Below are 13,713 nucleotides of genomic sequence, written 5' to 3'. Positions count from 1 at the left end.
GGATCGTCGTGGCCGAGGTTATCCGTCGCGGGTGCGGCGCCGCTGCCGGGGGCCAGCCCCCGGACCCCCGCTCCTCAAACGCCGGAGGGGCTGGATTTGGCGGGCGCCGCCGCCTTGGCGGGCAGGATCGCCCGCAGCGCAATTTCAGCCCCGCCGGCGTCCATTTCAGCCTCGCCGGCGTTTGAGGCGCGGGGTCTGGGGCGGAGCCCCAGCAGCGGCGGCGGCCGTCACGCGTGGAACGCGATGCGGGTCACCGCCGCGGCGGAGGCGCGGTCCAGGAGGGTCGCCGAGGCGCAGCCGGCCGGCGGGCGGCCCGACTCCGCGTCGCGGAGCAGGCGGGTCACCGCGCCGCGGTGGCGGGCGAAGGCGTACGCCGATACGCCGCGGCCGCGCGCCGCCTGGCCCGAGAGGGCCTCCTCGGGGCTGCTGTCCAGCAGGAGCAGGTGCAGGGCCCGGCCACGGCGGCGCGCGGCCGCCGCGAGCAGCCCGCGCACCCAGCTCTGCGTGCCGCAGTCGTGGACGACCACGGAGGCTCCGGAGCGCAGGGTCCGCCACAGCCCCCAGTAGTGCGCGACCCGCACCAGCGGCCGGTACACCGCGTACGGCAGCGCCTGCGGCATCCTGCGCTCCCAGCGCTCGCGCGTGTCCTGGGAGTCGATGGCCCCGCCCTCGGCCGCCGCCCGCTTGATCAGCGTGCTCTTGCCGCCGCCCGGCAGGCCGGACACCACGACGATGTCCCCGTCCGCGAAGCCGAGCTGCTGCGGGCCGCGCACCGCCGGTCCGCGCAGATCCCGTACGAGACCGCGGCCGAGGCCGGCCCCGGCTCCGGCTCCGGCCACCGCACCGGCCCCCGCCGCGCCCTTGCGCTCGCGCGCGCCGCGCTGCGCCGGCACCGCGTCCACGGTTCCCGTCGTCGTCGCCACTACTCCGAATCTCCGCACAGTGTTCGCCTCCCCCGAATCGGGTCCCAGGACCCTTGCCCACTGAGTGTAAAGAGACGGTAATCCGGCAGCTCCGGTTCCGGTCCGCCCGCTCGGGGCCCGCACGCACTTTCGGACCCGCACGCCCGATCACGTACACGGCGTGCAATGATGTGCGCCATCTGGACCAACTGCATACCGGCCGCTTGAATCCGCGCGGGAGAGTCCCGGCACGCCGCAAGGCCGTGCGTGGGCGCCGAAGGAGCAAGATCCTCCCTTGAATCTCTCAGGCCCCGTACCGCGTGGATGAGGCAGATCTGAAAAGCGAGCTGCTCGACAGCTCCACCCAAGGTGCAAGCCGACGTCCCCCGGGACTTGCGGCGAACCTCTCAGGTTCCGATGACAGATGGGGAGGGACCCTCCTCGTCATGTCATGCCCTGGGACTCGGGAGCCACACCCATGAGCACTGCCCCCCGTCTGACCGCGCTCGATGCGCTGCACCGCTCGCTCGGTGCGACCATGACCGATTTCGCGGGCTGGGACATGCCGCTGCGGTACGCCAGCGAGCGCGACGAGCACAACGCCGTACGCACCAAGGCCGGTCTCTTCGACCTGTCCCACATGGGCGAGATCACGCTGACCGGCCCGGAGGCCGTCAAGGCCCTCGACTACGCGCTGGTCGGCAACATCTCCACCGTCGGCGTCGGCCGCGCCCGCTACACGCACATCTGCCAGGCGGACGGCGGGATCGTCGACGACCTGATCGTCTACCGCCTCGGCGAGACCGAGTACATGGTCGTCGCCAACGCCTCCAACGCCCAGGTCGTCCTCGACGCCCTGACCGAGCGTGCCGCCGGCTTCGACACCGAGGTCCGCGACGACCGCGACGCGTACGCGCTGCTCGCGGTGCAGGGCCCGGAGTCCCCCGGCATCCTCGCCTCCCTCACCGACGCCGACCTGGACGGGCTGAAGTACTACGCCGGCCTGCCGGGCACCGTCGCGGGCGTGCCCGCGCTGATCGCGCGTACGGGCTACACCGGCGAGGACGGCTTCGAGCTGTTCGTCGCCCCCGAGCACGCCGTGGAGCTGTGGCAGGCGCTGACCAAGGCGGGCGAGGGCGTCGGCCTGGTTCCGGCCGGCCTGTCCTGCCGCGACACCCTGCGCCTGGAAGCGGGCATGCCGCTGTACGGGCACGAGCTGAGCACCTCCCTGACCCCCTTCGACGCGGGGCTGGGCCGGGTCGTGAAGTTCGAGAAGGAGGGGGACTTCGTCGGCCGCGCCGCGCTGGAGGCCGCCGCCGAGCGCGCCGCCACCAACCCGCCGCGCAAGCTGGTCGGCCTGATCGCCGAGGGCCGCCGCGTCCCGCGCGCCGGTTTCCCGGTCGTGTCCGGTGGAGAGGTCATCGGCGAGGTCACCTCGGGCGCCCCCTCCCCGACGCTGGGCAAGCCGATCGCGATGGCGTACGTGGACGCGGCGCACGCCGCGCCCGGCACCTCCGGCGTCGGCGTCGACATTCGCGGTACGCATGAGCCGTACGAGGTCGTGGCTCTGCCGTTCTACAAGCGGCAGAAGTAACACTCCACGCACCGCGTCCGCCGTACGGGTGCCCGTACGGCGCTGTCTCAGTACCCAAGACCGCAGTTCGTATCCACTCCCCCGCATCCAGGAGAATCAGGTCATGAGCAACCCCGAGAAGCTGCGTTACACCAAGGAGCACGAGTGGCTGTCGGACGCCGTGGACGGCGTCGCGACGGTCGGCATCACGGAGTTCGCGGCCAACGCGCTCGGTGACGTCGTCTACGCCCAGCTCCCCGAGGTCGGCGAGACCGTGACCGAGGGCGAGACCTGTGGCGAGCTGGAGTCGACGAAGTCGGTCAGCGACCTGTACTCCCCCGTCTCCGGTGAGATCGTCGAGTTCAACCAGGACGTCGCCGATGACCCGGCCCTCGTGAACAGCGCCCCGTTCGAGGGTGGCTGGCTGTTCAAGGTGCGCCTCTCGGAGGAGCCGAAGGACACGCTCTCCTTCGCCGAGTACACCGCCCTCACCGCCGGTAACTGACCCCAGGGGACCCTGATGTCTGTACTGAACACCCCTCTTCACGAGCTCGACCCGGACGTCGCCGCCGCCGTCGACGCCGAGCTCGTACGCCAGCAGTCCACCCTGGAAATGATCGCGTCGGAGAACTTCGCTCCGGTCGCCGTCATGGAGGCCCAGGGCTCGGTCCTGACCAACAAGTACGCCGAGGGCTACCCCGGCCGCCGCTACTACGGCGGCTGCGAGCACGTCGACGTGATCGAGCGGATCGCGATCGAGCGCATCAAGGCGCTCTTCGGCGCCGAGGCCGCGAACGTCCAGCCGCACTCCGGTGCGCAGGCCAACGCCGCCGCGATGTTCGCGCTGCTGAAGCCGGGCGACACGATCATGGGCCTCAACCTGGCCCACGGCGGCCACCTGACCCACGGCATGAAGATCAACTTCTCCGGCAAGCTCTACAACGTGGTCCCGTACCACGTCGACGAGACCGGCCAGGTGGACATGGCCGAGGTCGAGCGCCTCGCCAAGGAGACCAAGCCGCAGCTGATCATCGCCGGCTGGTCCGCCTACCCGCGCCAGCTGGACTTCGCCGCCTTCCGCCGCATCGCGGACGAGGTCGGCGCGTACCTGATGGTCGACATGGCGCACTTCGCCGGTCTGGTCGCCGCGGGCCTGCACCCGAACCCGGTGCCGCACGCCCACGTCGTCACCACCACCACGCACAAGACCCTCGGCGGTCCGCGCGGCGGTGTCATCCTGTCGACGCAGGAGCTGGCCAAGAAGATCAACTCCGCGGTCTTCCCGGGTCAGCAGGGCGGCCCGCTGGAGCACGTGATCGCGGCCAAGGCCGTCTCCTTCAAGGTCGCGGCCTCGGAGGAGTTCAAGGAGCGCCAGGTGCGCACCCTCGAGGGCGCGAAGATCCTCGCCGAGCGCCTGGTGCAGCCGGACGTCAAGGCCGTGGGCGTGGACGTGCTCACCGGCGGCACCGACGTGCACCTGGTCCTGGTCGACCTGCGGAACTCCGAGCTGGACGGCCAGCAGGCCGAGGACCTCCTCCACGAGCTCGGCATCACGGTCAACCGCAACGCCATCCCGAACGACCCGCGGCCGCCGATGGTCACCTCGGGCCTGCGGATCGGTACGCCGGCCCTGGCCACGCGCGGTTTCGGCGCCGAGGAGTTCACCGAGGTCGCGGAGATCATCGCGGCCGCGCTGAAGCCGGGGTACGACAGTGCGGACCTGAAGGCGCGCGTCTCCGCGCTCGCCGCGAAGTTCCCGCTGTACCCGTCGCTCTAGGCAGAGCATCGGAGGGGCCCGGCCTTGTCTGTGCACAGGGCCGGGCCCTTTCTCGTGACCGGAGCGCATCGCCCCGGTGGCGGCCGCCGCGGCCGCGGCCCCCGTCGCCTGCTTCCGGGGCCGTGCGGGGCGTACGGGACGTACGGGGGCCCGTACGCGGGTCTGCCGGGAGCGTGAGCGGACACCCGCCCGACCTGTCCACGTAATCCTTCCCACCTCTTCCGACGACCGAGACGTTCACCTCATCGCGCTAAGCTCGTCTGTCGGACAAAATCCGAATAATCCGCCTCTCCTGCACCCTCCCACCCCACGAGCAGACAAGGGAGTCCGCCACCGTGGCCATCTCCGTCTTCGATCTCTTCTCCATCGGTATCGGTCCCTCCTCCTCCCACACGGTCGGCCCGATGCGGGCCGCGCGCATGTTCGTGACGCGACTGAAGAAGGACGGCGTGCTCGCCCAGACGGCCTCCGTCCGGGCCGAGCTGTTCGGATCGCTCGGTGCGACCGGCCACGGCCACGGCACCCCCAAGGCGGTGCTGCTGGGCCTGGAGGGCCACTCCCCCCGCACGGTGAACGTCGAGACGGCGGACGACGAGGTCGAGCGCATCCGCAAGAGCGGCCGGCTGCGGCTGCTGGGCGCGGAGATAGGCGATGGCCACGAGATCGCCTTCGACGAGCCGAACCAGCTGATCCTCCACCGTCGGCGCTCGCTGCCGTACCACGCGAACGGCATGACGCTCTTCGCGTACGACGAGGCCGGCACCCCCCTGCTGGAGAAGACCTACTACTCGGTCGGCGGCGGGTTCGTCGTGGACGAGGACGCGGTCGGCGAGGACCGGATCAAGCTCGACGACACGGTGCTGAAGTACTCCTTCCGCTCCGGTGACGAGATGCTGCGCCTGGCGAACGAGACCGGCCTGTCGATCTCCTCGCTGATGCTGGAGAACGAGAAGGCCTGGCGCACCGAGGACGAGATCCGCGAGGGCCTCCTGGAGATCTGGCGCGTCATGCAGTCCTGCGTCGCGCGCGGCATGTCCCGCGAGGGCATCCTCCCGGGCGGCCTGCGGGTCAAGCGCCGGGCCGCGGGCACCGCCCGCCAGCTGCGCGCCGAGGGCGACCCGCAGGCGCACGCCATGGAGTGGGCGACGCTGTACGCAATGGCCGTCAACGAGGAGAACGCGGCGGGCGGCCGGGTCGTCACCGCCCCCACCAACGGCGCCGCGGGCATCATCCCGGCGGTCCTGCACTACTACATGAACTTCGTGCCGGGCGCGGACGAGGACGGCGTGGTCCGCTTCCTCCTCTCGGCGGGCGCCATCGGCATGCTGTTCAAGGAGAACGCCTCCATCTCCGGCGCCGAGGTCGGCTGCCAGGGCGAGGTGGGCTCCGCCTGCTCGATGGCGGCCGGTGCCCTCGCCGAGGTCCTGGGCGGCACCCCGGAGCAGGTCGAGAACGCGGCCGAGATCGGCATGGAGCACAACCTGGGCCTGACCTGCGACCCGGTCGGCGGCCTGGTCCAGATCCCCTGCATCGAGCGCAACGGCATGGCCGCGGTCAAGGCCGTCACCGCCGCGAAGATGGCGATGCGCGGCGACGGCAGCCACAAGGTCTCCCTCGACAAGGTCATCAAGACCATGAAGGAGACCGGCGCGGACATGAAGGTCAAGTACAAGGAGACCGCCCGCGGCGGCCTCGCGGTCAACGTCATCGAGTGCTGACGCGCCGGCGATAACGAAAACGGCCCGGGGCCCCTGACGAGAGATGTCAGGGGCCCCGGGCCGTCTCCGTGCGGGTACACGCCTACCGTGAGGGCCCCTCCGGCCCACAATGCCAGGAGGGGCCCTCACGGCTGTCTCAGGCACTCACCTCTTCGTCTGCAGGTGCTCTTCCAGTTCCTCCCGCGTCATCTCTCCACGCACCCATGCACCGATCCCGTGCATGTCGCGCACAGGAATCTGGAATGCCTTCTGGAGAACGAGAGCCAGAGTGAATGGATTTTCCCGCATGTTCGGATACCGATCCAACAGGAGTTCGGCCACCTCCAGGACGCTGCAACCTATGTCACGGTACTCAACGGCTCGCGTGGCCAAGTGTTCCAGCTCTTCACTCACGGCCCCTCATCCCCTCCGGAACATGGCCTCAGCCCGTTGGAAATTCCCGTCCATTCTCGGTATCGCGTCAATGACCTTCGCCCTGGTGAAGCCATGGCGGGCGGCCTCTTTCCCGGTCCATGTCGCTTGCGCGGCCCGGCTCAGGCTCGCGCCGCCTTGGACCGCTTCGTTGAAGTCCTTAATATTGTCTCCGTAATACCAGATGCCATGGATGGCTTCCACCCGGTCACCGAAGTGGGCCATGATGTCGGCGAACATCTGCTTTCCGCGGAGCGGTGAACCCTTCTTCGGGTTGTTGTCCATCATGATGCGCAGCGTGCCGTTCGCGTCCAGCGTGGCGTGGACTCCACTGCCGCTGGCCTCGTGGCCGATGTAGAGGCTGTCCTCCTTGGCAATTCGCTCGACGCCACAGTTGTGGACGAGGACCGGAGTGCTCTGTGCGACCACGTAGTACGTGTGGATGTCCGCGACGGTGAGGTTGTGGACCCTGGCCTGCTGGGTCCAGCGCTTGACCGCCGTCACCTGGACCTGCGTGCCGGCGCCGGTTCGCAGCCAGGTGCCCGGCGTCAGGTCGGCTGCGCCGATCCACTCGCCGAGTTCCGGAACCCAGAAGGGGTGGCCGTCCGTCGCCGTGACTTCCGCGATCGCGGAACCGGCATCACCATCCGTGTCGATGGTGACCTCGACAAGGTTCTTCAAACCGTCACCGATGATCGTCGCCGCAACGTCCTTGGCGGCCGTCTCACCCGTCTCGGGGTCGGCGGCAAGAATCTTGTCACCGACTTCCAGTTCCTCGATGGCCTTGCTGCTGCCGTCCGCCATCAGGACCTGAGTACCCGGAACAAAGCTGTTCGTATTGCAGCCGGGTGCGGTACCTCCGTCACCACTGCCACCGCTACCACCGCTATCGGCCTGCTTCGCCGCGGGGGCCTCTACTTCATCCGCCTTCTTGGCAGCCTTCGCGGCATCGGCTTGCTTCTGCCACGAGACCATGTCCTCCTCGTACTTGGCCATGGCCTTGGCATCGACGTCGGAACGCCTGAGGAGACCTGTGGCCCAGGAAATCTCGTCCTTCCACTTGTTGAACATCGTCCAGGCGCGGTCCAGCGCCTTGACGACCCTCTTCGCCTTTCCTGCGGCCCCGAACAGCTGCTCCACGCCGAGCATGACGCAGGTCTTCTTGTTTCCGCCGAGGCAGTCGGCGATGTCCTCCCAGCCGATGAGGCCCTTACCGACCTCCTTGGCGATGTTGATGGCGACGTCCATCTTGGACATCTGTTTGATCTTGGTCGCCTTGTCGACGTCTTCCTTCGAAACCGTCGGCTTGGGCTTGGCAGGTGCAGGTGTGGGTGAGGAGCCGCCGGCATAACGGCCCCAGCCGGTGCGCCGGAGGACTTCGTCCGCCGACATGCCCATCATCGAACCGATGTCCGCGGCCAGCGAGCGAATCAACGAGCCCCAGAACTCACCTGACGGGTCGCTGAAGGTGACCGGGCTGTTGTTCCCGTACGCGTACGGGTTCATCGTCTGGGACTCGGCCATGTCCATCTTGGGGTCGACCGAGATGAACCTGCCGAGTGCCGGGTCGTACTCGCGTGCGCCGAGGTGCGTCAAGCCCGTCGAGTCGTCGATGGTGCCGCCGACGAAACCCTTCTGGCCCGGCCACACCGACGGCTTCTCGCCACGCGCGTCGCCGTACGGGGTGAACTTGCGGCGTGTCACGGCCTGCGTGGCGGCGTCCACCGCAGTGGTTGCCGAACCGTTGTGGTCGGCCAGCAGGTAGGAGGTGGTGGTCTTGCCTCCCTCGGCGACCCGGACCATCACTGGACCGCTGGCCGTGGAGTAGTACCGCGTACCCTTCACCGCGCCCGTGGCCTGCGCCACGTGGACCTCGGTGCCCGGCAGGTACAACGTGGTACCGGTCGGGTCACGGCGTATGAGGCGGTTGCCTCCGGCGTCGTAGAGGTACTCGGTGTCCTTGGCCTGTTCGCCCGAGGCCGGGGACACCTTCTTCAGCCTGCCCTCGATGTCCCATTCCAGGTTCTGGGTGTTGCCCTGAATGGTCCGCCGAGTGGTGTTGCCGCGTGCGTCGTACCCATAGCTCTCGGTCCGCGTGCCACCGGGGCCCGTCGTATCGACCTTGAGCAGCTGGTTCCTGGCCGGCCCGGTGGCCGGATAGGAGTAGGTGCGGGTGACGTCCTTGGTGAGGTCGCCCGTCGTATCGTGCTTGACCTCCGTCTTGCGGTTCCCGACCGCGTCGAAGGTGTACGAGCTCCAGAACGCGTCCGGACCGCCCACCTTGGGAGCTGAACCGGGCCCGATGGTGCCCGGCTTCGTGGCGCAATCGTCCGTCGCCGTCCAGGCGTCCTTCATACGGCGCAGATAGTCGTACGCGAAGCACTGGGTGTCACTGGCACCCGGCGCACCGCTCTGGTGGTCCGTGATCTTCAGGATGTTGCCTGAAGGGTCGTAGCTGGTACGGACGTCGCTGATCTGGCTGTAGCCGGTGGTTCCGGTCTGCTGCGTGTGGTAGGTCCGGTTGACCCGCCGGGTCTGCTCGTCGAACTCGTAGGTCGAGACGATCTGCTTGTTGGCGTCGCCGACATTGGTGCGGACGAGATCACCGAGCGGCGTGTACTCCGAGCTCGTCAGGAACGCACGGCCGTTGACCGACGTGGCGCTCGGCATGTCGAGACCGTTGTAGACATTCGCCATGCGGTCCGCAGGCAGTCCCGCGGTGGCCGGGAACACCGTGGAAGTCGCCAGGCCCACGGTCTTGCTGAAGGTGTTGGCATAGGTATAAGTACCGGCCAGCTTGCCCTCGTTGGCAGGGATGACGACCTTGGCGCCCAGCTGACGGTACTCGGCGTCATAGCCGGTGACGGCCTGCGTATACGCGTTGCCCTTCTCGTCGTACCTGGTGGACGACACGGGGAACCCGAGCGCGCCGGGCAGCGTGTCGTACGTCATCTCGGTCAGCTTGCGACCCTGGAGCGAGCCCTCGTGTGTGGCCGTCGTGCGGCCGAGGGTGTCGTACGCGAAGGCGATCGTCTTGTCGCGACTGTCGGTGACGGATTCGATCCGGTCACCAACGCCGTACGTCGTCTTCAGGCGGCCCTTGTCGGGGTCGTCGATCTCGTACGCGCGGCCACGCAAGTCGTACTTGTAGGTCCAGACGTTACCGCCCTGGTCGGTGACCGAGCTCAGCTGCCCCTTGGCCGTGTAGCCGTACTTGATCGTGTTCGCCGGCGTGCCGACCGGAGCGTCGCCGTCGAATTGCTGCAGCTCGGTCTTGCGGCCCTGGACATCGACCATGGCCTTCGTCGGGGTCTCACCCTGCGGCGGGTCCACGGCGATCCAGTCGCCGCCGTACGACGTCGTCGTACGCCAGGTCTCCTGGCCGTTCTTCTGGGCGATGGTCGCGACGGGGCGGCCCATGCCGTCGTACTCGGTACGGCTGGAGGAAGGGATCTTGCTCTCGACCGGGAGCCACATCTGGTTGGAGGGGGCCTGGTCGTTGAAGTACCCCCCGTTCTCCATTCGGACCTGGCCGCGGCTGTCGTAGAACGTGTCCGTGATCACCCGGCCCTTGTCGAGCCCTTGCTGCTGCGTCTGTCGCATGCGCAGCGAGCCGTCATAGAAGTCGTACCGGGTGCGGTACTTGCCGCTCTCCAGGAGGTACTTGTTCGTGATGACGACCGGCGCATCCGCGGAACCGGGACGGATGTCGTACGAGAACTCCGCATCCGGGCTCGTCACGGCGGGGTCGCGGTCCGGGGACCACGCCTTCACGAGGCGCCCGAGCGCGTCGTACTGCATCGACGTCCGGCGCTTGTTGGCGTCTTCCTTGGCCAGCGGAAGGCTGCGGCCCGCGTCCATCTCGGTGCTGGAGGCATGGCCCAGCGGGTTGGTCGTGGTCACCTTCGTGAGCACGCCGCCGGTGGCCGGCGTGTACTCCGTCTTCGCGGTGGCTCCGTGCGCGTCCGTCTGGGTGAGCGGTCGGCCGTGGAGGTCGTAGGTCGCGGTGCCCGCCAGGGTGTACTTGGCGACTCCGCCCTCGTAGGAGGAGAGCGTCTCGCTACGGACCGTGTTGCCCACTGCGTCGATGTGCGAAATCTGGTCGGATATCACGTCCGCAGGGCGGGAGATGTCCGGCGCGTCACACGCCTTGGAGAGGGACTCCCCCCTCTTCTGGTACGCGAACATCCACTTGGACGGGTCCTCGTGGTACTCGTAGATGACGCAGGTGTCGTCAGTGGCGACGGCCAGATCGCCCCGGCTGGTGGTCTCCTTGACCCTGCCCCGGCTGTCGTAGGTGTGCTCGACCGCCGTACGGCGCTGTCCCCGGTTGTCGGAGAGCACGCTGCGCGAGCTGACCTTGGCCAGGTTCCCGCGCCACGCCTCCAGCGGCGCCGCACCGTCCGCGCGCTTGCGGGTCGCCGTCGGGCCGCTGTAGCCCGGCGTCGACACGGACGCCGATTCGAGCGCCTCACCCTCGCCCTTGTAGTAGAGCGTCTCGCGGACCTGGCCCGCGAAGAGCTTGTGGTCGGCGATCTCGCCGCCCTCGGAGTCCTTGATCTTGACCGAGCGCTTGCCGTCGGGCTGGGAGGGGGCCCTGTCCCCGTCCATGCCGCGGAAGAAGACGGTGTCGACCTGGCTCCGCTTGTCCGGGGCGACGCCCACAAGAGTGCGGACGCGTCCGTAACCGCGCCACTGGTTCCACGTGCGGGCCTTCTCGTTCAGCTGCTCCGTCTCGCTGTCGTAGGCCCAGGCCGGAGCGTCCAGGTACTGGTAGTTCGTCTCCTTGGTCGGGGAGATGTCGTTCGGGTTCTCGTCCCGGACCTGGTCCACGCGATGCTTGTGGAACCAGTCGGTGACGTAGAGCTTCTTCTCGCCCTTCTCGTCGTTCGGGTCCGGGATCTCCTTGATCACCGGGTAGCAGCGCAGCGTGTTGTTCTCGGGGGAGGACGGGAGCTTCTTCGGCTCCTTCGTGCTGCACTCGGTCGGCGCGTACTTGACGGCGATGACCGCGCCCGTCTCCGTACTCACCTTCTCGACGCGCCAGCGCATGAACGGCGGGCTGCCGTCCTCGTTGTTGTCCACCCGGTTGTCCAGCTGGACGCCCCCGAAGGTGACCGGGGGCATGGGCTCGTCGGCGCCGTCGCCGTTCTTGCCGGTGTGCTTGAGCTGGGCCAGCCACATCGGGTAGTCGAGAACCACGCCGCCGTCACCGGTGGGGCGGAAGTCCTGCGTCAGGGCCCAGGAGTCGACCGGATCGTGCCTGCCGGCCTTGAGGACACTGGTCGTGACGTCCTTCAGCAGCTTGCGGCTGAAGAACGTCGGCGTGTAGCGGTCCTTGCACTCCTTTCCGGCATCGCAGATCTGGTCTGCCGGAACGTCGGGCCAGTTCTTGGTGACCTCCCACTTCGCACCGTCGACCAGCTTGGCCTCGGCGCAGTCGAAGTCCTTGGTCGCGATGCAGCGCTCACCGACCGCGAAGTCGACACGTGCCGGTGACAGGGTGAAGAGGTTGTCCGAGCGCAGGCCGTAGTCGACGTGCTGGAGCCAGCCACCGCGGTCGTAGGCACGGGCAGTGGTCTTGCCGTCCTCCTGCACGTTGGAGCCGTAGTGGTTGCGCTCCTTGGCGTACCAGTAGGTCATGGCGTTGCCGTGCGGGTCCACGACGTAGTCGAGGTTCCAGCGCCAGGCCTGGTTGCAGACGGAGTCCGCGTACGAGGTCTTGTGGCAGGCCTCGCCGGGCTGGTTGCCGTAGACCGGCACCGTCCAGGTGGAGTTGGTCTCCGCCTTGCCCGTGGACCAGCCCGGAAGCCGGTTCAGACCGAAGTGGTACTGGACGCCCTGCTGGTTGGTGACCCGCCAGTGCTGGCCGCCGGTGTCGCCGTTGGTGGCGCCGTCCAGCAGCTCGACCCGGGAGCCGTCGTCCTGCGCCGGGCGCCAGGTCTTCTTCTGCGCGTCGGCGTCGTCCAGGACGAGCGGGGTGGATGAGCCGTTGAGGGACAGGGTCACCATCGGAGGCCCCTGGCACAGGTCGCCGGTGATCTGCTTGGGGTTGTTGAACCCCGATCCCTCCTTCTTGTCATCGCTGCACGGTACGTAGGTGTGCTCGATGAAGTTGTTGCTTGCCGACAGGTCCCAGCCGTCGCCCGCCCAGGAGGCCTGGCCCGAGGATGCCGACGTACGGCCGTCCACGCTCGCCGAGGAGTAGCTCAGGCCGAGCGAGGGCGCGGGACCGCCCAGGGCGCCGGGAATCTCCATCGGGTAGGACCAGGAGAAGCCACCGGAGTTGCCGCCGGCCTCCCAGGAGCCCGTGGGGCTGAGCGAGGTCGCCGTGAAGCTGCCGCCGCTGCCGCCGGAAGAGGAGGTCGTCGCCAGCACCGTCGGCGCGGACGCCGCGGAGCGGGCCTGGGCGCCCGAAGGGGCCGCCAGGGTGGCCGTCACCGTGCCAGTGACCGGGTTGTTCTTCGAGGCGACGGGAGTGCGCTTCTGGCACTCCGGCTTCGTCGGCGAGGTCAGCGCACAGGCCGGCAGGGCGACCAGGTTGAGACGCGAGCCCCAGTTGCCGCCATAGGCGTTGCGGAACTTCGAGTAGTCCAGCTCGACCGAGAGCGGCACCGAGGCGGAGGCGGTGTCAGCGGGCTGAACGGCCATGACCACGCCGTCGATGCCGAGGGCCGCCGCCGTGGCCTGGTTCTTCACTTCGACCTTGGCCGACACGGCGGCCGGCGCCGGGTCGGTCGGCTTCGGCGTGGCTTTGAGCTTGACCGGGAGCGAGCCCGCGGGGACCGGGTCGGCCGGCGGCGCCAACAGCAACGAGGCCTTGAGGCCGGGGGCAGCCGGCGACCTCACCCCACCCCTGGCCGGCACCGACACCTCGGCGGTTCCGGGCTTGGGCAGCTCGACGGACGGAGCGCCCTTCCAGGTCCGCTTCGCAGCGGCTCCGGCCTTCGCGGAAGCCTTGGACTTGGCCGCGTCCGAGAGCTTCTTGCCGGGAACATTCGCGAGCTTCTGAGTGCCTGGGAGCTCGGCAGCCGAGGCATTTCCCGCTACCGCGGGTAGCCCGGTAACAAGCAGCACGGAGATGACCGCGGATGCCGTCCAGCCGGGCCGGAATGACGGCCATCCCCCTGCTCTGACTCTATGCCGCTTTCCCTGACGGGAAAGCGAACGACGGAGTTTCACCCTACCTCCTTGCGAGGATCCGATATGACGTCGGGTATTACTACCAGAGCGTCAAGTAGCGAGATAATCCAGGCAATGGGATCCCCACGGAACGGTAAATGGCACATAAAGGCCAAACGTCCCGTATCGGACACCTCGCAGGTCAGGCAG

Annotated in this window: 7 protein-coding genes and 1 riboswitch; of the genes, 4 read left to right on the top strand and 3 right to left on the bottom strand. The window is 68.4% G+C overall.

Going from position 1 to position 13,713, the window contains the following annotated elements; translation table 11 throughout:
- Window positions 1-227: 227 nt before the first annotated feature.
- Window positions 228-923, bottom strand: coding sequence for an AAA family ATPase (locus ACZ45T_RS16795; RefSeq protein WP_468441822.1), 696 nt, complete (start codon window positions 921-923; stop codon window positions 228-230).
- A gap of 204 nt (window positions 924-1,127) precedes the next feature.
- Window positions 1,128-1,231: riboswitch (glycine riboswitch) on the top strand.
- A gap of 149 nt (window positions 1,232-1,380) precedes the next feature.
- Here ACZ45T_RS16795 and gcvT point away from each other — a divergent pair.
- From gcvT to ACZ45T_RS16775, 4 genes are all read left to right on the top strand, one after another.
- Entirely contained in the window at window positions 1,381-2,496 is a 1,116-nt protein-coding gene (gcvT, locus tag ACZ45T_RS16790; protein WP_468441820.1) for a glycine cleavage system aminomethyltransferase GcvT, read from the top strand.
- Between the two features lie 103 nt (window positions 2,497-2,599).
- Window positions 2,600-2,980 carry a glycine cleavage system protein GcvH gene (gene gcvH, locus ACZ45T_RS16785; protein WP_468441818.1) on the top strand — a complete coding sequence of 127 codons (381 nt, stop codon included), beginning with the start codon at window positions 2,600-2,602 and terminating at the stop codon, window positions 2,978-2,980.
- Between the two features lie 15 nt (window positions 2,981-2,995).
- Window positions 2,996-4,252, top strand: a complete 1,257-nt coding sequence (gene glyA, locus ACZ45T_RS16780) for a serine hydroxymethyltransferase (protein ID WP_468441816.1) — start codon at window positions 2,996-2,998, stop codon at window positions 4,250-4,252.
- 335 nt (window positions 4,253-4,587) lie between these two features.
- The gene (locus ACZ45T_RS16775) at window positions 4,588-5,970 is read left to right on the top strand and encodes an L-serine ammonia-lyase (RefSeq protein ID WP_468441814.1); all 1,383 of its coding nucleotides are present in this window, start codon (window positions 4,588-4,590) and stop codon (window positions 5,968-5,970) included.
- Between the two features lie 144 nt (window positions 5,971-6,114).
- On the opposite strand, the gene ACZ45T_RS16770 is transcribed toward ACZ45T_RS16775, so the two are convergent.
- Complete coding sequence (locus ACZ45T_RS16770) at window positions 6,115-6,363, bottom strand: hypothetical protein (protein ID WP_468441812.1); 249 nt, start codon at window positions 6,361-6,363, stop codon at window positions 6,115-6,117.
- A gap of 6 nt (window positions 6,364-6,369) precedes the next feature.
- Window positions 6,370-13,458 carry a polymorphic toxin-type HINT domain-containing protein gene (locus ACZ45T_RS16765; protein ID WP_468441810.1) on the bottom strand — a complete coding sequence of 2,363 codons (7,089 nt, stop codon included), beginning with the start codon at window positions 13,456-13,458 and terminating at the stop codon, window positions 6,370-6,372.
- Between the last annotated feature and the right edge of the window lie 255 nt (window positions 13,459-13,713).

The sequence above is a fragment of the Streptomyces sp. NPDC030995 genome, assembly GCF_055571215.1.
This window is presented reverse-complemented; position numbering and strand designations above follow the sequence as displayed.

Bases quoted from the DNA above. Each gene is read 5' to 3' on its own strand.
- glyA (WP_468441816.1), top strand. From the start codon at position 2,996: ATGTCTGTACTGAACACCCCTCTTCACGAGCTCGACCCGGACGTCGCC.
- gcvT (WP_468441820.1), top strand. From the start codon at position 1,381: ATGAGCACTGCCCCCCGTCTGACCGCGCTCGATGCGCTGCACCGCTCG.
- gcvH (WP_468441818.1), top strand. From the start codon at position 2,600: ATGAGCAACCCCGAGAAGCTGCGTTACACCAAGGAGCACGAGTGGCTG.